The sequence below is a fragment of the Streptomyces pallidus (ex Mingjun et al. 2026) genome, assembly GCF_051550185.1.
GTDB lineage: Bacteria > Actinomycetota > Actinomycetes > Streptomycetales > Streptomycetaceae > Streptomyces.
Genome location: NZ_CP196181.1, coordinates 5,818,709 through 5,839,427 on the forward strand (window position 1 = coordinate 5,818,709; position 20,719 = coordinate 5,839,427).

Below are 20,719 nucleotides of genomic sequence, written 5' to 3' on the forward strand. Positions count from 1 at the left end.
CCGCACCTCGTGACGGGGCCGGTCGTACCCCGTGACGCGGGGCGCGGCCCCGCAGCCCGCGGCGACGCGGACCCGGCCCGGCTGGAGGGGGCGGGCCGGCTCAGCGCGTCGCGTGCTGGAGGCCCTGCTTGTCGGCTCCGCGCGACAGCACGGCCTCGCTGACCTGCTTGTCGACGGCGGCGTACTCGGACCGCTTGGCCCCGGACCCGCCGCCGTCGGCGGCACAGGAGGTGCACACGACGCGGAACGGACCGCCCCGGTCCGAGAACTGGGTCAGGTACTCGGCCTTGACCACGTCCCAGCGGCCCGGATGCGCGGTCGACGGGGCGAAGGTGAACCGGGGGATCGACGACATGTTGCCGCGCAGCTTCTCGGGCTCGTAGAAGCTGGCGATCTGGTCGCCCATGCCGAAGACCACCCAGGTACCGTTGATCTTCTCGTAGGGCTGCGGCACGTGGTTGTGCGTACCGAGGATCAGATCGATGTCCGGGAGCCCGTCCGGGCCGCGCGAGGCGGTCAACGCCTGCGCCAGGTCGCGCTGCTGCTGGTCGGGAGCCGTCTGCCACTCGGTGCCCCAGTGGACGCTGAGGACGACCACGTGCGCCCCGGCGGCCCGCGCCGCCCGCGCGTCGGCGATGATCCGGTTCTGGTCGAGGAGGTTGACGGCCCAGGGCTTGCCGGACGGGAGCGGGATGCCGTTCGTGCCGTACGTGTAGTCCAGCTGGGCGACCTTCGCGCCGCCCGCGGAGAGCACCGCCGGAGCCTTGGCCTCCTCGGCGCTGCGGGCCGAGCCGACGTGCTTGATGCCGACCCGGTCGAGGTGGTCGAGGGTGCGGACGACACCGTCGTAGCCGTCGTCCAGGGTGTGGTTCGAACCCGTGGAGCAGCTGTCGTAGCCGGCGTCCTTCAACGCGTCGGCGAGCTGGTGCGGGGCCTTGAAGGCCGGGTACCCGGTGTAGGGGCCGCCGGGCCGGCCGTACGGTATCTCGTGGTGGCATATCGCCAGGTCGGCGGCGGCCACCAGGGGCTTGACCCCGGCCAGTATCTTCCCGAAGTCGTGGCTCTGGCCGCTGCCCTTCGCGTCGTCCGCCGCCTGCTGGATGATCGACGGGTACGGGATGGTGTCGCCGGTCCCGAGCAACGTGAACGGGCGGGCGTCGGCGGGAGCTGCGGGCCCCGCCTGGTCCCCGCCCTTCCCCTTCCCGCTGCCCTGGCCGGTCCTGCCCCCGGCGAGCCGCTGCTCCCCGGCCGTACCGCGGTCCTCCCCGCCCCCGTCCAGCAGGGTGGAGGCGGCGAACACCGCGCCGCCCACCACTGCCAGTCCTGCCACTGCCACGCCCGCCTTGGCGGCTGCCTTCATCGCGGATCCCCCCGTGTCTCCGTGCCGATGCGCCGATCATCACCCACACGGGCCCGTACCGCCAATCGGGTCCCCCGCGACGGATTCCGCTCCGCCGCAGGTCAGAGCCGCGCCCCGGGCCGGAGGTCAGGGCCGCGGGCCGGTGCCGCCGGCCCGCGGGACGGGCCGGCTCAGCGGGCCGTCAGGGCGAGGGCGCGGTCCAGGGCCTGGAGGAGACGACCCGTCGTCGCGCGGTCCCGCACCGCCAGCCGCAGCCAGGAGTCGTCCAGGCCCGGGAAGGTGTCCCCGCGGCGCACCGCGAAGCCGAGGTTCCGCAGCCGGGCCCGGACCTCCGCCGCCCCCGGGACCCGGATCAGCACGAACGGGCCCTGCGCCACCCCCGACACCGAGACCTCCTCGAACTCGGCGAGCCCGGCCAGCAGGTGGTCCCGGTCCGCCTCGATCTGCCGGGCCGCGGCCTCCGCCTCCGCCAGCGCCCGCGGCGTCATGCACGCCTCGGCCGCCACCAGGGCCGGCGTCGACACCGGCCACAGCGGCTGCGCCGCCGCCAGCTTCGCGATCACCTCCGGTTCGGCCAGCACGTAGCCGATCCGCAGCCCCGCCAGCCCCCACGTCTTCGTCAGGCTCCGCAGCACCACCAGGCCCGGGGTGTCGGTCCGCCCGGCCACTGCCTCCCGCTCGCCCGGAACGGCGTCCATGAACGCCTCGTCCACGACCAGGATCCGGCCCGGCCGGGCCAGCGCGGCCAGCGTCGCCGCCGGGTGCAGGACCGACGTCGGGTTGGTCGGATTGCCGACCACCACCAGGTCCGCCTCCTCCGGCACCGCCGCCGGATCCAACCGGAACCCGTCCGCCGCCCGCAGCACGACCCGCTCCACCTGGTGCCCCGCATCCCGCAGCGCCGCCTCCGGCTCCGTGAACTGCGGGTGGACCACCACCGGCCACTGCGCGTCGAGGGCCCGCGCGATCAGCACGAACGCCTCCGCGGCCCCGGCCGTCAACAGCACCCGCTCGACCGGCAGCCCGTGCCGCTCCGCCACCGCCGCGCGGGCGGTGCGGCCGTCGGGGTACGCGGAGAGGGCGTCGAGCGACGCCGCGATGCGCTGCTTGAGCCAGGCCGGGGGCATGTGCGCCCGTACGTTCACCGCGAGGTCCACCAACGACGCGCCGTCGCCCCGCACCTCAGCGTCCCCGTGGTGCCGCAGGTCGTGCGCCTGCGCCGTCGCCACCGCGCACGTCGCGGCCACCGACCGCCGCTTCGGGACGAGGAGTTCGCCGCCCGTCGCGAGCGCGGCCGCCTCCGCCACCGAGGAGGTCCCGGCGGCGTCCCGCACCACGTCGGAAGGGTGCGGTACGGCGACCCCGGCCAGCTGCTCCGCCGGGTAGCTGAGCAGCGGCACGCCGAAACGTTCCGCCGCGCCGGCGATCCCCGCCTCGCACGCCTTCGTCTCCACCGTGGCCAGCGCCTTCACCGCACCCGAGGACAGACCGGCCCCGCGCAGCGTCTCCTCGACCAGGGCGCAGACCTCGGCCACGGACACCCCGGCCCGTCCGCCGACCCCGACCACCAGCTGCGTCGCGTAGTCACCCACCGGGCTCAAGTCCCCTCCGTAGTCGTCAATGGTGCGTCGCCCGCGGACCGCGCGCGGACGTGCACGTGCGGCCCGCAGTCGGTATTCAGGGGCACATGGCCGTGATCGTGGCGCTGGGCGCGTTCCTGATGACCCTCGCTGGCGGGTGGACGGCGCAGCGCGTCACCGACCGCCGCCACCTCGTCCTGGGCCTGGCCGGCGGGCTGATGCTGGGCGTGGTCGGCCTCGACCTGCTGCCCGAATCGCTGGAGGCCGCCGACCGCCCGGTGTTCGGGGTCCCGCTCGCCCTGCTGCTCTTCGTGGCCGGCTTCCTCACCGCGCACGTCGGGGAGCGCCTGCTCGCCGTGCGCCACGCGGCGCACGGCGCCGAGACCGGCCGCATCCCGCAGGTCGGACTGACGGCGGCCGCGGCGATGGTCGTGCACAGCCTCGCCGACGGGGTGGCACTGGGCGCGGCCTTCCAGGTCGGCGGCGGGATGGGTGCGGCCGTGGCGCTGGCCGTGGTCACCCACGACTTCGCCGACGGCTTCAACACGTACACCCTCACCCGCGTGTACGGGAACGCGCGCCGGCGCGCGCAGCTGATGCTGCTGGCGGACGCCGCGGCCCCGGTGGTGGGTGCGGCGTCCACTGCGCTGTTCACCCTTCCGGAGGAACCGCTCGGGGCGTACCTCGGGTTCTTCGGCGGGGCCCTGCTCTACCTCGCGGCCGCCGAGATCCTGCCCGAGGCACACCACGAGCATCCGGCCCTTTCCACGCTGCTGTGCACCGTGGGCGGGGTGGCCGGGATCTGGCTCGTGGTGGGCCTGGCGGAATGAGCTCACGGCCGGGCCGCCGCCGACGCGACGAAGCGGCGGGCGACGGAGGGCTCCGCCGCCCAGTGGGTGTGGAGGTAGCTGGCGTGGACGCCCTGCCGGACGAACCCCTCGACGCGCCGCTCCGGGTGCGTGAACCCCCAGGCGGGGGTCTCGCCGGCGCCCGGCTCGATCACCGTGCGGTGGAACTCGTGGCCGCGCAGCCGGGTTCCGGCCGCGGCGAGGGAGCTGTCCGACACGGCCACGGCCTCCCGGTAGCCGAGGGTCAGGCGCTGCGACATCCGGGCCTCGGCGTCCAGCACCCCGCACATGGGCTTGCCGTCGAGGCTCCGCGCCAGGTACAGCAGCCCGGCGCATTCGGCGGCGACCGGCCCGCCGGCGGCGGCGAAGTCCGCAACCGCCCTGCGCAGCGGCTCGTTGGCCGAGAGCTCGGGGGCGTACACCTCCGGGAAACCGCCGCCGACCACCAGGCCGGCGGTGTGCTCCGGCAGCTGCTCGTCGCGCAGCGGGTCGAAGGTGACGACCTCGGCGCCGGCCGCGGTGAGCAGCTCGGCGTGCTCGGCGTACGAGAACGTGAACGCCGCCCCGCCGGCGACGGCGACCACGGGCCGCCGTCCCGGGACCGCGCCGGGGCCGGGAGTCGGGCCGGCGGCCGCGGCGGACCCGTCGGCCGCGGCAGTCGGGTCGACCGCCGTACGCCCCCGGGCCCCGGCCAGCGCCTGCTCGGGGGACCAGACGGTGCAGGCCAGCGGCGGCGCCGACCGGGCCAGCGCCAGCAACGCCTCAAGATCGCAGCCGGCCCGGACCTGCTCCGCCAGCGCCGCCACCGAGGCCACCGCGTCAGCCCGGCGCTCGGCCACCGGCACCAGCCCCAGGTGCCGCGACGGCGCCGACACCTGCGGGGCCCGCCGCAGGACGCCCAGCACCGGGGTGCCCGCCTCCTCCAGCGCCTCCCGCAGCATCGCCTCGTGCCGGTCGGACCCGACCTTGTTCAGGATCACCCCGCCGAGCCGCACCTGCGGGTCGAACGAGGCGAAGCCGTGCACCAGCGCCGCCACCGACCGCGACTGCGAGGACGCGTCGACCACGAGCACGACCGGCGCCCGCAGCAGCTTCGCGACCTGCGCCGTCGACGCCAGCTCACCGCGGCCCGCGGCCCCGTCGTAGAGCCCCATGACGCCCTCGACGACCGCCAGGTCGCAGTCCGCGGCCCCGTGCGCGAACAGCGGCGCGACCAGCTCCGGCCCGCACATGAACGCGTCGAGGTTGCGCCCCGGCCGCCCCGTGGCCAGGGCGTGGTAGCCGGGGTCGATGTAGTCAGGGCCGGCCTTGTGCGGGGACACGGCCAGGCCGCGCCCCGCGAAGGCCGCCATCAGGCCCGTCGCGACGGTGGTCTTGCCGCTGCCCGACGAGGGCGCGGCGATCACCAGGCGCGGCACGCCCGACACGTGCGTGGTCACCACTCGATGCCCTTCTGGCCCTTCTGGCCCGCGTCCATCGGGTGCTTGACCTTCGTCATCTCCGTGACGAGGTCGGCGAACTCCATCAGCTTCTCCGGTGCGTCCCGGCCCGTGATCACCACGTGCTGGGTGCCCGGCCGGTTGCGGAGCACCTCGATGACCTCGTCGACGTCGATCCAGCCCCACTTCATCGGGTACGCGAACTCGTCCAGCACGTACAGCCGGTGCGTCTCGGCGGCCAGGTCCCGCTTGACCTGCTCCCAGCCCTCCTTGGCCGCCTGCTCGTTGTCGAGCTGCGCGTCCCGCTGCACCCAGGACCAGCCCTCGCCCATCTTGTGCCAGACGACGGCGCCGCCCTCGCCGGAGGCGCCGAGGACCTTCAGCGCGTTCTCCTCGCCCACCTTCCACTTCGCCGACTTGACGAACTGGAACACCCCGATCGGCCAGCCCTGGTTCCAGGCGCGCAGCGCCAGCCCGAACGCAGCCGTCGACTTGCCCTTGCCCGGCCCGGTGTGGACGAGGACGAGCGGGCGGTTGCGGCGCTGACGGGTGGTGAGTCCGTCGTCGGGGATGACGGTCGGCTGTCCCTGCGGCATTACGCGGCCCTCCTGTTGGTGTGCGATGACGACGGCGACATCGCCGACGTGCGTACGTTCTTCACGAGCCCGGCCAGCGCGTCGGCCCGCAGCCCCTCCAGCGTCACGGCCGGACCGCCGAGCTCCGCGGCCAGCGCCCCGGCCAGGCCGAGCCGGACCGGGCCGGACTCGCAGTCCACCACCACCGAGGCGACCCCGTCGGCCGCCAGCAGCCGGGCACTGCGCGCCGCCAGCCCACGGGCGTCGCCGGCCAGGGCACCGGCCGAAGTGGCCCGCCCGTCGGTGACGACCACCAGCAGCGGGCGGCGGCTCGGGTCCCGCAGCCGCTCGATCCGCAGCACCTCGCGCGCCTTCAGCAGGCCCGCGGCGAGCGGGGTGCGGCCGCCGGTCGGCAGCCGCTCCAGCCGGACGGCGGCCGCGTCCACCGAGGAGGTGGGCGGCAGCGCCAGGTCGGCGCCGGAACCGCGGAAGGTGATCAGGCCGACCTTGTCGCGGCGCTGGTAGGCGTCCAGCAGCAGCGACAGCACGGCGCCCTTGACCGCGCCCATGCGCTGCCGGGCGGCCATCGAGCCGGAGGCGTCGACGACGAAGAGCACGAGGTTGCCCTCGCGGCCCTCCCGGGTGGCCTGGCGCAGGTCGTCCTTGCGGACCACGAGCCCGCGGCCGCTGCGTCCGCGGGCCTTCTGGTGCGGGGCGGCGGCGTGCAGGGTCGCGGCCAGGTGCAGCTTCGTCAGCTGGCCGCGCGGGCGCTGGGCGCCGGTGGTACGGCCGTGCGCGGTGCGGGCGCGTGAACGGCGGCCGGACGCGCCCTCGCCGAGGCCCGGCACGCTGAACATCTTCGTCCGGAACGGCTCTGCGGCCCGTACGGCAGCCTGCTCGGGCGCGTCCCCGCCCTGCCCGGCGGCGGGCTGCGGGGCGGGGGGCTGCGGGGCGGGGGCGGGGGAGTCGGTGTCGGTCCCCGGGTCGGCGTCGGCGTCGGCGGGCTCGTGGGCCTCCTCCGGCGCATCGGGCCCGCCCTGCGGGGGAACCCCGCCGCCGTCGGGGCCGCCACCGTTGTCGTCGGGACCCTCCGGACCCTCCGGACCCGGATCCGGGTCCGGCTCGGGGTCCGGCTCCGGCTCGGGCTCGTCGTCGGCGAAGCCGTCCAGGATCTCGTCGAGCCTGGCCTCGTCCAACCCCGGCGCGTCGAAGGGGTTCCGGCGCCGGCGGTGGGGGAGGGCCAGCAGTGCGGCCTGCCGGACGTCCTCCTTCAGCACCGCCGTACGCCCGGCCCAGGCGGCCAGTGCGGCCGCCGTGCGGGCCATGACGATGTCGGCGCGCATGCCGTCCACCTCGAAGCCGGCGCAGACCGCCGCGATCATCAGCAACGCGCTGTCGCCCAGCCGGACCTTCGGCAGCAGGGCCCGTGCGGCCACCACACCGGCCCGGACCTCGGCCTCGTCACCGGCCCAGCGGGCGGCGAAGGCGGCGGGGTCGTCCTCGTAGGCGAGCCTGCGCCGGACCACCTCGACGCGCTGCTCCGGCTCCCGGGAGGCGGCCACCTCCACGGTCAGCCCGAACCGGTCGAGCAACTGCGGGCGCAGCTCGCCCTCTTCCGGGTTCATCGTGCCGACGAGCAGGAACCGCGCGGCGTGCCGGACCGACACGCCTTCGCGCTCGATGTGGCAACTGCCCATGGCGGCGGCGTCCAGCAACGAGTCCACCAAGTGATCATGGAGCAGATTGACCTCGTCGACGTAGAGGATGCCGCGGTGCGCGGCCGCGAGCAGGCCCGGCTCGAAGGCCTTCACCCCGTCGGCGAGAGCCCGTTCGATGTCGAGCGCGCCGACCAGGCGGTCCTCGGAGGCGCCGACCGGCAGCTCCACCATCCGGGCGGGCCGTGCCGTACCGGGGCCCGGCTCGTGGGGGCCGTCAGGGCAGGCCGGGTCCGGGACGGCGGGCGCGCAGCTGAAGCGGCAGCCGGGCACGACGTCGACCTCCGGCAGTACGGCGGAAAGCGCGCGCACCGCCGTCGATTTGGCCGTACCCTTCTCGCCGCGCACCAGCACCCCGCCGACCGCCGGGCTGACGGCGTTGAGCAGCAGCGCCAGCCGGAGGTCGTCCTGGCCGACCACGGCCGAGAAGGGGAAGAGGGCGCTGCTCATGAACCGATCACTCCTTCGAGTGGCTTGTCGTCGATGCGCACGCTCAGGTGTCCGGGGGGAACCGGACTGGCTGCGTGCTCCCTGCCTCGACAGGGCTGACCCGCTGCTGCACGACCACCTGGTCGAGGTGCTTCTGTGCTCCCCGCACGTGCGGGGATGGTGGTGGTCACGGCGCCCCCGGCGGGAGGAAGGGGAGGGCCGCGGGGGCGCCGCCCTCGATCAGGCGGAGCAGGGCTCCGGTGTCGGCGTGTTCCTCGATCAGGTCGCCGAGCAGGTCGAGCTGCTCCTCGCGGAGCCCCGCGAAGGACGTGTCCGGGGCGGGCACGAACCGGCGGCCGGCCGCTGCCGCGACCTCCCGCAGGAAGGCCCGGCGGAACGCGTCCGACTCCAGCGAGCCGTGCCAGTGGGTGCCCCAGACCGCGCCGACCCGGCAGCCGTCCAGGAACGGCTCCCCGCCCAGCACCTCGGCCACGCCGTGGTGGATCTCGTACCCGTCGACGGGCTCGCCCAGCGCCGAGCCGGTCGGCCGGGCCAGTGTCTTCTCCTGCGCGAAGCGGACCCGGACCGGCAGCAGCCCGAGTCCCTCGACCACGCCCGCCTTCGACTCGACCTCGTCCTCGATCCGCCGGCCGAGCGCCTGGAAGCCGCCGCAGATGCCGAGCACCGGCCGCCCCTGCGCGGCGCGCCGCACCAGCGCATCGGCGAGCCCGCGCTCGCGCAGCCACTGCAGGGCCTTCACCGTTCCGCGGGTGCCGGGTACGACGACCAGGTCCGCGTCGGCGAGTTCCTCGGCCCGGTCCACGAACCGCACGACCACGCCCGGTTCCGCCGCCAGCGCGTCGACGTCCGTGAAGTTGGACATCAGCGGCACCGCGCAGACCGCGACCCGCAGCACGTCCGCGCCGACCGGCGGGGCGACGACCGACTCGCGCACGGCTCCGCGCAGGGAGACCCGCAGACCGTCCTCCTCGTCGATGCCGAGCCCGTGCCGGTAGGGCAGGACCCCGTACGTGGCACGGCCGGTGAGGGACCGCAGCATCTCCATGCCCGGCTCCAGCAGCGAGACGTCGCCCCGGAACTTGTTCACCAGGTAGCCCGCGATCAGCGACTGGTCGGCCTGCGACAGCAGCGCCGTGGTCCCGAAGAAGGACGCGAAGACCCCGCCGCGGTCGATGTCGCCGACCACGACGACGGGGAAGCGCGCGGCCCGCGCGATCCCCATGTTCACGATGTCGGTCCGGCGCAGGTTGATCTCGGCCGGACTGCCCGCCCCCTCGCAGATCACGGCGTCATACGTGCCCCGCAGCTGCTCCAGGCAGTCCGTGACGACGCCGAGCAGCTGCTCCTGGCGGCCGCCGTGGTAGCCGCGGGCGCTCATCTCGCCCACCGGCTTGCCCAGCAGCACCACCTGGCTGCTGCGGTCGCTGCCGGGCTTGAGCAGTACGGGGTTCATCAGCGCGGTCGGTTCGACGCCCGCCGCCTGCGCCTGCATGGCCTGTGCCCGCCCGATCTCGGCGCCCTCGCGGGTCACGAACGAGTTGAGCGACATGTTCTGCGCCTTGAACGGCGCCACCTTCACGCCCTGGCGGGCCAGCCAGCGGCAGATGCCCGCCGTGACCACGCTCTTGCCCGCGTCCGACGTCGTACCGGCGACGAGGAGTCCCCCCGCCCGCTTCGTGCCGCTCATGCCCGTCCCTTCGCCGACTTGCCCGTCCGTCCCGGCTTCCCCGGCCGGCGCGACACCGCGTACCGCAGGGCCGCGCAGGTCCCGAGTGCCAGCCACGTCACCTGCTGCGAGAGCCGTACCGCCCGCTCGATGTCGGCGAGTTCCACCGGCCGGCCCGCCGCACCGTTCAGCACGGCCCGGTGCTCGACCCGCCCGCCGTACGAGAGGGTGCCGCCGAGCCGTACGCCGAGGGCCCCCGCGAAGGAGGCCTCCACCGGCCCGGCGTTGGGGCTCGGGTGCGCGGCGGCGTCGGCGCGCCAGGCCCGTACGGCCCCCCGCCGGTCCGGTCCGGCGACGACGGCCGCGAGCGCGGTCAGCCGGGCGCCGGGCCAGCCCGCGAGGTCGTCGAGCCGGGCGGAGGCCCAGCCGTAGCGCAGGTGGCGGGGCGACTTGTGGCCGACCATGGCGTCGAGGGTGTTCACGGCGCGGAAGGCCAGCAGCCCGGGGACGCCGGCGACGGCGCCCCACACGAGGGCCCCGACCACCGCGTCGGAGGTGTTCTCGGCGACGGACTCGACGACGGCGCGGGCCATCTGCTGCTCGTCCAGGGCCTGCGGGTCGCGCCCGCACAGGTGCGGCAGCCGCTCCCGTGCCACCTCGGCGTCCCCGGCGGCGAGCGCCCCGCCGATGGCGCGGGCCTCGCGGCCCAGCGTGGTGCCACCGACGACGGCCCAGGTGGCGGCGGCGGTCAGGGCGATCCGGGCGGTCGCGGACCGGGAGCGCACGGCGCGGGCGGCCAGCGCGCCGACGGCGGCCGTGCCCCCCACGCAGACGAGGGTGTGGACGGCGCCGCGGGCCCGGTCGTCGCGCCACAGGGCGCGTTCGACGGCGGCGGCGGCCCGTCCGAAAGCGGCCACGGGGTGCCCGCGACGCGGATCGCCGAGGATCCGGTCGCCGATCAGGCCCGCCGTGGCGCCGTACGCGAAGACGCGGTCGGCACGCATGGTTGCAGGTCTGTCCTCACTCAGGGTCCGCGCCCTGGTTCGACGTGTCCGGCGGCGAGAGTTCCTGGCTCCCGGACCGCACGCGTCGCGTGCGCCCCGGTGACAGTGGCGGGACCGCGCCGGATTCGCACCGGACTTCCTCTCCATGCCGCCGTGATGGCTCGGGCAGTCCACCACGCACCGCGAACGCCCGTCAACTCGCCGTTGACCTGCGGCGAGGCAGGTCACACGCACCGGTCGCGGACGCCCCCACGAAGGCCCCCACGAAGGCCCCTGCGGACGCCGCCCGGGACGCGCTCCGGGAGGCGTCCGAGGACACGCGAAAGCTCCCCCCGGGAGAACCCGGAGGGAGCTTTCGCGCGTGGTGCCCGCGTCGTCAGCTGACGATCAGGTAGATGCCGTACGCGACGGCCGCGGCGACGACCGCGAAGCAGGCGTAGGCACCGCTGCGGGCCAGGGTGGCGGCGCCGCCCTGCTCGGTGGCGGCCTCGTGCTTCGACAGGCCCACCAGGCCCAGGGTGAACAGGGCCACGAGGGCGACGGTGGCGGAGAGGCTGACCCCGAAGACGGAGCCGAGGGCTGCCCAGTCGATCTTCATACTGCGGATTCCTCTGTTGTTCGCGGGGTCAGACCGTGGCCGCGGGGGCCGTGGGGGTCGACGGGGCGGGCGCCGGAATGGTGGCCTTCAGGTCCTCGCCCGCCACGGCGGCGGCGGTCGGCGGGACGGTGACGGCGGCCATGGCCGTGGTGACCACGCCCGGGGCCTCGACGTCGACCGGCTGGACGTCGTTGACGTTGCTGTGGTCGACGACCTTGCGACGCGAGATCAGCCAGATGGCCACGCAGGAGCCGACGAGGAAGAGCGTGACGGCGGCAACGCCGACGTCACCGGTGCGCATGACCATCTCGGCGAGCGCGGAGACCAGGGCGGCGGCCGGCAGGGTCAGACCCCACGCGACGAACATGCGGGTGGCGGTGGACCAGCGGACCACACCGCCCTTGCGGCCCAGGCCGGCACCCATGACCGCGCCGGAGCAGGCGTGGGTGGTGGAGAGGGAGAAGCCGAGGCTGGAGGAGGCCAGGATGACGCTCGCGGCCGAGGTCTGGGCGGCGAAGCCCTGCTGCGGCTGGAGGTCGGTCAGGCCCTTGCCCATGGTGCGGATGATGCGCCAGCCGCCCAGGTAGGTGCCGAGCGCGATGGCCGTGCCGGCGGAGACGATGACCCAGACCGGCGGGTTCGCACCGGAGTGCAGGGCGCCGCCGGCGACGAGCGCCAGGGTGATGATGCCCATGGTCTTCTGCGCGTCGTTGGTGCCGTGCGCGAGGGAGACCAGGCCGGCGGAGGCGATCTGGCCGGCGCGGTAGCCCTTGGCGGAGGTCTTCTCGCCGACCCGGCTGCCGAGCTTGTACGTGACCCGTGCGGCCAGCATCGAGGCCACACCGGCCACGATCGGCGCGGCGACGGCCGGGATGAGCACCTTGGTGACGATGACGTCGCCGTTGACTGCGCCGATGCCGGCGGAGGCGACCGCGGCACCGATCAGACCGCCCATCAGGGCGTGCGACGAGCTGGACGGCAGACCGACCAGCCAGGTCACGAGGTTCCAGAGGATCGCGCCGACCAGGGCAGCGAAGATCACTTCGGGCTGGATGCCCTCTTCGTTGACGAGGCCCTTGGAGATCGTCTTGGCGACCTCCACGGACATGAAAGCGCCGACGAGGTTGAGCACGGCGGACATGGCCACCGCCGTCTTGGGCTTGAGGGCGCCAGTCGAGATGGTGGTCGCCATCGCGTTGGCTGTGTCGTGGAAACCGTTCGTGAAGTCGAACACGAGAGCGGTGATGATCACGATCCCGAGGAGAAGCGTTATGTGCTCCATTTACCCAGGCTTCTGTTTGGCGTCAGTGGCTCGCCGACCGTAGGCAACCTGGGTGAACGGAAGATGAACTGGCATCGTCCGAGTGGTGGACCTGCTCGACGCCCCACTCCGCTGTTCGTCCTGGTTTCAGGGTCCATATGTCGATTAATGCATGTCAAAGCGGGGTTAACGAACCCTCCGGCCCGGCCGTCCGGGCCCCCGGCGGGCCTCGAAGCGGAGTCGAAAGTGATCCACATCACCCCGTCGGAGTCCTCGCGGACACGGCCCCGCGCCCCCGCTCCGGCCCCCGCGGCCGGGGTTCCGCTTCCCGTCGGCCGCACGGTCGGCCCGTTCCCCGGTGGCCCGCCCGCCCTCCCGCCTCGACACTGGAGCGGTGCGTACCGCCACTGCGACGGCCGCAGCCGTCGCCACCACCCTCGTCGGCGCCGGCGCGGCCGCGGTCGCGGCCGGCCGCTACGCCGCCGACGCCGCCCTGCGTCCCCGCCCCGGCCGGCCCCTGCCCGGCGGGCCCAGGCTGAGCGTCCACTCCACCGGCCCGGGCCGCGTCGCACTGACCCGCTCCCTGGCCTCGTTGCGGCCCGGCACCTACGGCCTGGCCGGACCGGGGGTGCACGCCATCGTCGGGTCGGTCCTGGGCGGCGCCGCCCCCGACCCCGACACCGTCGTCCGCCGGCTCCTGGCCGTCACCCACGGCAGCCTCGTCCCCGGGGCCCGCGTCGCCCTCACCCCCCAGGTCCACGCCGGCGACCCGGGCAGCGCCCTCGGGCTGGAGTACGCCGACGTGGACGTCCCCGGCGAGCTCGGCGCCCTGCCCGCCTGGTTCGTGCCCGCCACCCGCGGCACCTGGGTCATCGCCGTCCACGGGCTCGGCGCCGGCCGCGAGCACCCGATGGTGGTCATGCCGCTGCTGCACCGCCTCCGGCTGCCCGTCCTCGCCCTCTCCTACCGCGGCGACGCCGGCGCCCCCGCCTCCCCGGACGGCCTCGGCCACCTCGGTGAATCGGAGTGGCGCGACGTGGACGCCGCCATCCGCTACGCCCTGCGCTACGGCGCCCGCCGCGTCGTCCTCCACGGCTGGTCCACCGGAGCCGCCATGGCCCTGCACGCCGCCGAGCGCTCCGCCCTCGCCGACCGCATCGCCGGCCTCGTCCTCGACTCGCCGGTGCTCGACTGGCACGCCACCCTGCGCGCGCTCGTCACCGCGCGGCACACCCCGGCCGCCCTGGTGCCCTTCGCCGTGCGCGCCGCCGAGGGCCGCGCCGGACTGCGGGCCGGCCACCAGCGGCCCGGGGAGGACCCGGGCGGGCTGCGCGTCCCCGTGCTGATCTTCCACGGGCCCGGGGACGCCCTCGCCCCCTGGGAGCCCTCCCGCAGGCTCGCCCAGGCCCGGCCCGACCTCGTCACGCTGCGGACCGTCCTGGACGCCCCGCACGGGGCGATGTGGAACGCCGACCCGCACGGGTACGAGGAAGCCTTGCGCCGCTTCCTCACCCCCCTGATGTGAAGCCCGTGTGCACGCAGGGGCAGGGGTGGTGATTTGTCTGAAATATTCATTCGTTGAGCTGCGGTAACGGCTGGTTCCGTTTGGGCTTTCGGCCGGTGACGGGCGAGACTTCTTTCCGTGACGTCCCGAAAGCCTGATGAGCAGTTGGTTCGCGACTCCAGACTCCGACTCGTCTCCCCGCGCTCCGTCGCAACAGCCCGCAAGGCGGTGACGGACCGACGCACCCGGTCGGCCTCCAGGCCCCCGGCGGGCACCCCCGCCACGGCCGAACTCGCCGCCCGGGCCCGGGCCTCGCTCGCCGACGCCGTGCGGCTCGCCCGCTGGGCCGAACGCAACCTCGGGGCGGGCGACGGACGACGGCCCGCCCCGGCCGGAGCCCTGCCCGCAGCGGACGTCGAAAGGGCCTCCGAAGAACTGGGCCTGACGCACGGGCAGATCCGGGCCGGCTGGGACCGGGCCCGGCTCGCCGGGCTCGTCGAGGTGCACGGCGGCCACGCCCGGCCGGGCTGGCGACTGCGCGCCTGGGACAGCGACGACAGCGCCGTCCTGCGCGGCTGGGTCGCCCTGTTCGACGCCTGGTCGCTGGTGCACCCCGCGCCCGCCGACATCGCCCCCGCCGGCGTCGCCGAGGTCGTCGAGGCGATGCCCCAGCTGCTCTCGCTGCTCCAGCTGTCCGCCGGCCCCGTGACCGTCCCGGACCTGCTGGACCTGCTCGGCCAGCGCGTCGCCGAACTCCGCGACGAGCGGTGCGAGGTGCCGTACGACACCTCCGCGCGCGGGGGAACGTCCGACGGGACCGCTCCGGGCGAGGCACCGGAACCCGCCTCCGAGGACCCGGCAGCCGTCGCGGTCGCGGCCCCCGCGGTCGGCGGCCCGGCGGCCCACGTCCCGCTCTCCCGGCTGCTGCGCTGGGCGCTCGGCGGCCTCGCCGCGGTGGACGCCGTCACCCTCGGCCCGGCGCAGGCCTCGCTGACCCCGCTCGGCAGTTGGGCCGTCTGGGTCAAGCTGGAGCAGATCTGCGTCGCCGCGCAGAGCCCCGCAGGGAACATCGAGCAGTCCGCCGCCGCCATGCTGCACGGCTGCGCCGGCCTCACCCCCGGTCCGGCCCGCGCCGAATACCGGGCCTGGCTCGCCGCCCGGCCCGTCGGCCACGCCGTCGGCGAGCTGCTGGGTGCCGCCCGCGGCGACGACGCCCTCCTGCGGGGCCTCGCCTTCGAGGCCCTCCGCGTCGTCGGCGCCCCCGCCGAGCCCGAGGTCCGCGCCGCCGCCAGCGAGCCCGCCCTGCGGCCGTACGCCCTGCTCTGGCTCGCCGAGCACGACGGGATCGACCCCGACGAGGCCCCGGACGTCCTCACCCCCGAGGAGTCGACGTGGCTCTGGGTCGACACCGCGGCCGCCATCGCCGACCACGGCGAGGCCGGCCTGCTGGCCCGCCACCTCGACTCGGCCGTCCGGACCACGGTCCCGCGGCTGCTGGACGAGGTCCGCGCGGTCGGCCACCCCCGCACCGTGCAGGTCCTGGTGGCGCTGGCCGCCGCACACCCGGACCCGGCCCTGGCCAAGGCGGTCCGCCGGGCCGCCTTCCAGGTCCACACCGGCGGGGCCTGACCGGGCGGCGGACCGGCCGGACGGCTACCGGCCGGGCGTGAGGAGGGACGCGCCGCGGGCGTCAGAGCTGCGGCGCGTACGTCCCGAAACTCCAGACGTTGCCCTCGACGTCCCGGGCCATGTAGTCCCGCGACCCGTAGTCCTGGTCGGTGGGCTCCATCAGGATCTCCGCCCCGTGCTCCACGGCCCGCCGGTGGTGCGCGTCCACGTCGTCGACCACCACGTAGATGCCGGTCGGGCCCGCGCCCGCCATCGCCGCGTCGAAGACGCCGCCCGTCCCCCTGCTGCCGAGCATGACCGCACCCGGGCCGTACGAGAGCTCGGCGTGTCTCACCGTGCCGTCCTCGCCCTCGTACACCGCGACCCGGGTGAACCCGAACGCCTCCGTCAGCTGCCGGATCGCGGCCTTCGCGTCGCGGTAGACGAGAGCGGGAAGGACGGACGGCTGTCCGGCCATGACGATCACCCCTTGTCGGCTCGTGCGTGTGCTCGTGAACGTGACCTGCGCAACAGCATGGCAGTCGGCACCGAAGACGGCCGGAAGGCGGTCACCGCAACCGGACGGCGGTCACCGGAAGGTGTTGCAGCGGGCCGGGTCACCGGTCCGGTACCCGTGGAGGAACCACTGCCCGGCGCTGCACCGACGAGCCGTGCGTCCAGGCCTCCGGCGTCACCCGGACCTGGACCTGCTGCCGGATCCGGTCGTCGATCAGCGGCCGAAGAGACCGTCGACGCGGGGCGTACACCCCGAGGCCACGCCGGGCGAACCCCTCCCGCCCGAAGGCCTGCGTGTCGCCCACGACCGCGACCGGCCGGCAGTCCCGCCGTGCGTTCGCGTCCCGTCCCGTCCGGTCCGGCAGCTGGGCTGTACCTCGCCGGCCGACGCGGCGCTCGCCCGCACCTCCGGCTCCCCCGAGGACAGCCCGAGCTCGTCCGGCCCCATCCCGAACAGCAGCCCGAGGACCAGCGCGACGAGCCCGGCGACGCCGCCGATGGCGGCCCTCCCGCCCGGGACGCGGCTGCCGCGCACGTCCTCGACCTGGGAGGTGTCCAGGTCGGCGTCATCGTCGAACTGCACGGGGCGCACCGCCCTCGGTTCCGCGTGCCCACCCCTGCGGCGAGTAGCGCCCGGCCCCTCCCGGCGCGCGCCCCGGCCTGCGCCGCCAGGGCCCGCGCCCCCGCGCGGCGCCTGCGCCCGAAAACAGGTTGCGCACCCCCGGTAGAATGAATCCCATGGCAAATCTCCTCGCGGATTAGCGGCGTCGAAGCTCGCACCCGCCCCCTTCCGCCGTTCCCACCGCCCTGGAGCATTTCCTTGATCACCGCTACCGGCATCGAGCTGCGCGCCGGCGCCCGCATCCTCATCGAGTCCGCCTCCTTCCGCGTCGCCAAGGGCGACCGCATCGGCCTGGTCGGCCGCAACGGAGCGGGCAAGACCACCCTCACCAAGTGCCTCGCCGGCGAAGGACAGCCCGCCGCCGGCGCCATCACCCGTTCGGGTGAGGTCGGCTACCTGCCGCAGGATCCGCGTACGGGCGACCTCGACGTCCTCGCCCGCGACCGGATCCTGTCCGCCCGCGGCCTCGACGTGCTGATCAAGAAGATGCGCGCCAACGAGGACCGCATCGCCAACGGCTCCGGCGCCACCCGGGAGAAGGCCCTGCGCCAGTACGAGCGCCAGGAGACCGAGTTCCTCACCAAGGGCGGCTACGCCGCCGAGTCCGAGGCGGCCACCATCTCGGCCGCCCTCGGTCTGCCGGACCGGGTCCTCGGCCAGCCGCTGCACACGCTCTCCGGCGGTCAGCGCCGCCGCGTCGAGCTCGCGCGGATCCTCTTCTCGGACGCCGACACCCTGCTCCTCGACGAGCCCACGAACCACCTCGACGCCGACTCGATCGTCTGGCTGCGGGACTACCTCAAGACCTACCGCGGCGGCTTCATCGTGATCTCCCACGACGTCGACCTCGTCGAGACGGTGGTCAACAAGGTCTTCTACCTCGACGCCAACCGCTCGGTCATCGACGTCTACAACATGGGCTGGAAGCTCTACCAGCAGCAGCGCGAGGCCGACGAGAAGCGCCGCAAGCGCGAGCGCCAGAACGCCGAGAAGAAGGCCGCGGCCCTCAACGCGCAGGCCGACAAGATGCGCGCCAAGGCCACCAAGACCGTCGCCGCGCAGAACATGGCCAAGCGCGCAGACCGGCTGCTGGCCGGCCTGGAGGCCGTGCGCGCCCAGGACAAGGTCGCCAAGCTGCGCTTCCCCGAGCCCGCGCCGTGCGGGAAGACGCCGCTCACCGCCGAGGGACTGTCGAAGTCGTACGGCTCGCTGGAGATCTTCACCGACGTCGACCTGGCCATCGACAAGGGCTCCCGGGTCGTCATCCTCGGCCTCAACGGCGCCGGCAAGACCACCCTGCTGCGCCTGCTGTCGGGCACCGAGGCACCGGACACCGGCGCCGTCACCCCCGGCCACGGCCTCAAGCTCGGCTACTACGCCCAGGAGCACGAGACCCTGGACCCGGACCGCAGCGTCCTGGAGAACATGCGCTCCGCCGCGCCCGACATGGACCTGGTGGACGTCCGCAAGACGCTCGGCTCCTTCCTGTTCTCCGGCGACGACGTCGACAAGCCCGCCGGCGTCCTCTCCGGCGGCGAGAAGACCCGCCTCGCGCTCGCGACGCTGGTCGTCTCCTCGGCGAACGTCCTGCTCCTCGACGAGCCCACCAACAACCTCGACCCGGCCAGCCGCGAGGAGATCCTCGGGGCGCTGCGCACCTACAAGGGCGCCGTCATCCTCGTCACGCACGACGAGGGCGCGGTCGACGCCCTGGAGCCGGAGCGGATCATCCTGCTCCCGGACGGCGTCGAGGACATGTGGGGCCCGGACTACCGGGACCTCGTCGCCCTCGCCTGACGCTCGGGCGTCGCCGGGCGGCCGCCCCGCGGTGCCCGGCGACCGCCCGGCGGGTTGATCCAGTTCCTTATGGATCATTCGGCTCAGACGTTCTCCATCATCTGAGTGAGACGGTCTCGTACCGCTGCGCTCTGTACGACGGCCCTGGCCGCGCTTTCTCGGGAAGGCGCCCCGGGGCCGTGTTTTTTCGGTTCCCACCGTCTGACCTGGTGATTCCTTGCGCGGACGGAGAAATGTGACGGACGTCATGCAGCGGAAGCGGAGATTCCGTTCCGCTTGTGTGTCCATGCCTGGGGAAATGCCGTCGTACCGACCTTGCTGAATGGGTGGCCAGGAAGCCGGGGAGGGGTGATCATGAGAAGTCCAGAGCGCACTTCCCATGAGGAGGCACGGGTGGCCGAGACTCTGAAGAAGGGCAGCCGGGTGACCGGCGCCGCGCGCGACAAGCTCGCGGCAGACCTGAAGAAGAAGTACGACTCCGGTGCGAGTATCCGTGCGCTGGCCGAGGAAACCGGCCGGTCCTACGGATTCGTCCACCGGATGCTCAGCGAGTCCGGAGTCGTGCTGCGCGGTCGCGGTGGCGCGACACGCGGGAAGAAGGCGACTTCGATCTGATCGCGGCCCCGACCGTCAGGCCCGGGGCCGGGAAAGACCAACGCTTGCCTGCCTGAACCGCGGTTCCTTCGGTGACCCCCGGTCGACCGACCGGTCGACCGGGTGGTTACTGTGCAGTCACTTGGGCCGAGACTGCGGCCGACTGCACACCACCGGAGGCACCCGATGGCTCTGCTCGACAAGGATGGCGTACGGCTCACCGTGGACGACGCCGTCGCCACGGTGACACTGACCAATCCGGCCAAGCGAAACGCTCAGTCCCCCGCGCTCTGGCGGGCGTTGACGGAGGCCGGACGGTCGCTGCCGGGCACCGTCCGGGTCGTGGTGCTGCGCGGCGAGGGCAAATCCTTCTCCGCCGGGCTCGACCGGCAGGCGTTCACCCCCGAGGGCTTCGAGGGTGAGCCCTCCTTCCTCGACCTGGCGCGCGGTTCGGACGAACTGCTCGACTCCACCATCGCCGAGTACCAGGAGGCCTTCACCTGGTGGCGCCGCAACGACATCGTCTCCATCGCCGCCGTGCAGGGACACGCGATCGGCGCGGGCTTCCAGCTGGCCCTCGCATGCGACCTCCGCGTCGTCGCCGACGACGTCCAGTTCGCCATGCGCGAGACCAGCCTGGGACTGGTCCCCGACCTGGCGGGCACCCAGCCGCTGACCTCCCTCGTCGGCTACGCCCGCGCGCTCGAGATCTGCGCGACGGGCCGCTTCGTGCACGCCGAGGAGGCCGAGCGGATCGGGCTCGCCAACCTCGTCGTCCCCGCGGACGAACTCGACGCCGCGGTCCAGGACCTCACCTCGGCGCTGCTGGCCCCGCCGCGGGACGCGGTGATCGAGACCAAGGCGCTGCTGCGCGGCGCTCCGTCCCGCGCGTACGACGACCAGCGCGCCGCCGAGCGCGCCGCCCAGGCCCGCCGCCTGCGCGACCTGGCCGGACTCTCCGACTGACGGCCGGGCCCGGCGCCGGCCCTCTCCCGTTCCGCCGGGCCCCGCCCACCGGTCCCGTACGCCGGTGGCGGGGCCGTATGCCGGGCCGACCGGCGTAGTCCCGGGGCGCCGCGGCGTCCGCGCGCTTACCGTGGTGGTGCGAGTGATTCCATCCGCGCGAAGGGACACGCGATGACCGAATCCGCTTCCGGGGGCGCCGCCCGCGACCCCGCCGACCGCGGCCGTACGACCGTCTCCGACGGCGTGGTCGAGAAGATCGCCGGACTCGCCGCCCGAGAGGTCGAGGGCGTCCATGCCATGGGCAGCGGCAGCGGACTGTCCCGGACCTTCGGGGCCGTCCGCGACCGGGTCCCGGGCGGGGCCAAAACGTCCGTCACCCGCGGGGTGAAGGCCGAGGTGGGCGAGGTGCAGACGGCCCTCGACCTGGAGATCGTCGTCGACTACGGGGTGTCCATCCGGGACGTGGCCAGCGCCGTCCGGCTGAACGTGATCTCGGCCGTCGAGCGGATGACGGGCCTGGAGGTCGTCGAGGTCAACATCGCGGTCAGTGACGTCAAACTGCCCGACGAGCCGGACGAGGAGCAACCGGAGCCCCGACTCCAGTGAGGGAGCCCGC

At 74.5% G+C, this 20,719-nt stretch carries 17 protein-coding genes, 1 pseudogene and 1 riboswitch; of the genes and pseudogenes, 7 read left to right on the top strand and 11 right to left on the bottom strand.

The genetic code is table 11. The annotated features are described in order from the left end of the window. Positions 1-100: 100 nt before the first annotated feature. The gene (locus ACSHWO_RS25785; RefSeq protein WP_385806852.1) at positions 101-1,360 is read right to left on the bottom strand and encodes a CapA family protein; all 1,260 of its coding nucleotides are present in this window, start codon (positions 1,358-1,360) and stop codon (positions 101-103) included. 170 nt (positions 1,361-1,530) lie between these two features. Beyond that, positions 1,531-2,961, bottom strand: a complete 1,431-nt coding sequence (cobC, locus tag ACSHWO_RS25790; RefSeq protein WP_438315350.1) for an Rv2231c family pyridoxal phosphate-dependent protein CobC — start codon at positions 2,959-2,961, stop codon at positions 1,531-1,533. Positions 2,962-3,047: 86 nt separating this feature from the next. Here cobC and ACSHWO_RS25795 point away from each other — a divergent pair, with 86 nt between their 5' ends. Further along, a complete protein-coding gene (locus ACSHWO_RS25795; protein WP_438315353.1) occupies positions 3,048-3,770 on the top strand; it encodes a ZIP family metal transporter in 723 nt (240 codons plus the stop codon). A 2-nt stretch (positions 3,771-3,772) separates the two neighbouring features. Here the strand turns inward: ACSHWO_RS25795 and ACSHWO_RS25800 are convergent, their stop codons facing one another. The 7 genes from ACSHWO_RS25800 to ACSHWO_RS25830 form a co-directional block, all read right to left on the bottom strand. Continuing rightward, the gene (locus ACSHWO_RS25800) at positions 3,773-5,215 is read right to left on the bottom strand and encodes a cobyrinate a,c-diamide synthase (RefSeq protein ID WP_438319273.1); all 1,443 of its coding nucleotides are present in this window, start codon (positions 5,213-5,215) and stop codon (positions 3,773-3,775) included. An 8-nt stretch (positions 5,216-5,223) separates the two neighbouring features. Beyond that, positions 5,224-5,823 carry a cob(I)yrinic acid a,c-diamide adenosyltransferase gene (gene cobO, locus ACSHWO_RS25805; protein WP_361087691.1) on the bottom strand — a complete coding sequence of 200 codons (600 nt, stop codon included), beginning with the start codon at positions 5,821-5,823 and terminating at the stop codon, positions 5,224-5,226. After that, positions 5,823-7,967, bottom strand: a complete 2,145-nt coding sequence (locus ACSHWO_RS25810; RefSeq protein WP_438315356.1) for a putative cobaltochelatase — start codon at positions 7,965-7,967, stop codon at positions 5,823-5,825. The genes cobO and ACSHWO_RS25810 overlap by 1 nt, the downstream gene beginning before the upstream one ends. Positions 7,968-8,133: 166 nt before the next feature. Further along, a complete protein-coding gene (locus tag ACSHWO_RS25815) occupies positions 8,134-9,654 on the bottom strand; it encodes a cobyric acid synthase (RefSeq protein WP_438315359.1) in 1,521 nt (506 codons plus the stop codon). Then, positions 9,651-10,637, bottom strand: coding sequence for a cobalamin biosynthesis protein (locus tag ACSHWO_RS25820; RefSeq protein ID WP_438315362.1), 987 nt, complete (start codon positions 10,635-10,637; stop codon positions 9,651-9,653). Before ACSHWO_RS25820 ends, ACSHWO_RS25815 begins: the two co-directional genes overlap by 4 nt. Before the next feature lie 58 nt (positions 10,638-10,695). Continuing rightward, positions 10,696-10,779: riboswitch (cobalamin riboswitch) on the bottom strand. Between the two features lie 234 nt (positions 10,780-11,013). Continuing rightward, positions 11,014-11,235 carry a hypothetical protein gene (locus tag ACSHWO_RS25825; RefSeq protein WP_361087679.1) on the bottom strand — a complete coding sequence of 74 codons (222 nt, stop codon included), beginning with the start codon at positions 11,233-11,235 and terminating at the stop codon, positions 11,014-11,016. Positions 11,236-11,263: 28 nt separating this feature from the next. Next, positions 11,264-12,517 (bottom strand): inorganic phosphate transporter, encoded by a 1,254-nt coding sequence (locus ACSHWO_RS25830; protein ID WP_404243027.1) that lies wholly within the window; start codon positions 12,515-12,517, stop codon positions 11,264-11,266. A gap of 373 nt (positions 12,518-12,890) precedes the next feature. Between ACSHWO_RS25830 and ACSHWO_RS25835 the strand changes: the two genes are divergently transcribed. Both ACSHWO_RS25835 and ACSHWO_RS25840 read left to right on the top strand, forming a co-directional pair. Then, positions 12,891-14,021, top strand: a complete 1,131-nt coding sequence (locus ACSHWO_RS25835; protein ID WP_385806899.1) for an alpha/beta hydrolase — start codon at positions 12,891-12,893, stop codon at positions 14,019-14,021. 117 nt (positions 14,022-14,138) lie between these two features. Then, entirely contained in the window at positions 14,139-15,629 is a 1,491-nt protein-coding gene (locus ACSHWO_RS25840; protein ID WP_438315367.1) for a hypothetical protein, read from the top strand. Positions 15,630-15,690: 61 nt separating this feature from the next. Here ACSHWO_RS25840 and ACSHWO_RS25845 read toward each other — a convergent pair whose 3' ends face one another. Then, on the bottom strand, positions 15,691-16,086 hold the full coding sequence (locus ACSHWO_RS25845; RefSeq protein ID WP_385806910.1) for a VOC family protein: 396 nt from the start codon (positions 16,084-16,086) through the stop codon (positions 15,691-15,693). A 111-nt stretch (positions 16,087-16,197) separates the two neighbouring features. Beyond that, positions 16,198-16,707 (bottom strand): annotated as a pseudogene (locus ACSHWO_RS25850) (neutral zinc metallopeptidase). Positions 16,708-16,944: 237 nt separating this feature from the next. On the opposite strand from ACSHWO_RS25850, the gene ACSHWO_RS25855 reads away from it, so the two are divergent. The 4 genes from ACSHWO_RS25855 to ACSHWO_RS25870 all read left to right on the top strand — a co-directional run bounded on the left by ACSHWO_RS25855 (position 16,945) and on the right by ACSHWO_RS25870 (position 20,709). Further along, complete coding sequence (locus ACSHWO_RS25855) at positions 16,945-18,543, top strand: ABC-F family ATP-binding cassette domain-containing protein (RefSeq protein WP_361087665.1); 1,599 nt, start codon at positions 16,945-16,947, stop codon at positions 18,541-18,543. A gap of 393 nt (positions 18,544-18,936) precedes the next feature. Next, positions 18,937-19,158, top strand: a complete 222-nt coding sequence (locus ACSHWO_RS25860; protein ID WP_361087662.1) for a helix-turn-helix domain-containing protein — start codon at positions 18,937-18,939, stop codon at positions 19,156-19,158. A 165-nt stretch (positions 19,159-19,323) separates the two neighbouring features. Then, positions 19,324-20,103 (top strand): enoyl-CoA hydratase/isomerase family protein, encoded by a 780-nt coding sequence (locus tag ACSHWO_RS25865; protein ID WP_361087659.1) that lies wholly within the window; start codon positions 19,324-19,326, stop codon positions 20,101-20,103. Positions 20,104-20,274: 171 nt separating this feature from the next. Then, positions 20,275-20,709, top strand: a complete 435-nt coding sequence (locus ACSHWO_RS25870; protein WP_385806931.1) for an Asp23/Gls24 family envelope stress response protein — start codon at positions 20,275-20,277, stop codon at positions 20,707-20,709. The last annotated feature ends 10 nt before the right edge of the window (positions 20,710-20,719 follow it).

What these genes read in the sequence shown, in the direction of transcription:
- ACSHWO_RS25870 (WP_385806931.1), top strand. Translation starts at nt 20,275, where the DNA reads ATGACCGAATCCGCTTCCGGGGGCGCCGCCCGCGACCCCGCCGACCGC.
- ACSHWO_RS25830 (WP_404243027.1), bottom strand. Translation starts at nt 12,517, where the DNA reads ATGGAGCACATAACGCTTCTCCTCGGGATCGTGATCATCACCGCTCTC.
- ACSHWO_RS25785 (WP_385806852.1), bottom strand. Translation starts at nt 1,360, where the DNA reads ATGAAGGCAGCCGCCAAGGCGGGCGTGGCAGTGGCAGGACTGGCAGTG.
- ACSHWO_RS25825 (WP_361087679.1), bottom strand. Translation starts at nt 11,235, where the DNA reads ATGAAGATCGACTGGGCAGCCCTCGGCTCCGTCTTCGGGGTCAGCCTC.
- ACSHWO_RS25810 (WP_438315356.1), bottom strand. Translation starts at nt 7,967, where the DNA reads ATGAGCAGCGCCCTCTTCCCCTTCTCGGCCGTGGTCGGCCAGGACGAC.
- ACSHWO_RS25845 (WP_385806910.1), bottom strand. Translation starts at nt 16,086, where the DNA reads ATGGCCGGACAGCCGTCCGTCCTTCCCGCTCTCGTCTACCGCGACGCG.
- ACSHWO_RS25865 (WP_361087659.1), top strand. Translation starts at nt 19,324, where the DNA reads ATGGCTCTGCTCGACAAGGATGGCGTACGGCTCACCGTGGACGACGCC.
- cobO (WP_361087691.1), bottom strand. Translation starts at nt 5,823, where the DNA reads ATGCCGCAGGGACAGCCGACCGTCATCCCCGACGACGGACTCACCACC.
- ACSHWO_RS25795 (WP_438315353.1), top strand. Translation starts at nt 3,048, where the DNA reads ATGGCCGTGATCGTGGCGCTGGGCGCGTTCCTGATGACCCTCGCTGGC.
- ACSHWO_RS25815 (WP_438315359.1), bottom strand. Translation starts at nt 9,654, where the DNA reads ATGAGCGGCACGAAGCGGGCGGGGGGACTCCTCGTCGCCGGTACGACG.
- ACSHWO_RS25820 (WP_438315362.1), bottom strand. Translation starts at nt 10,637, where the DNA reads ATGCGTGCCGACCGCGTCTTCGCGTACGGCGCCACGGCGGGCCTGATC.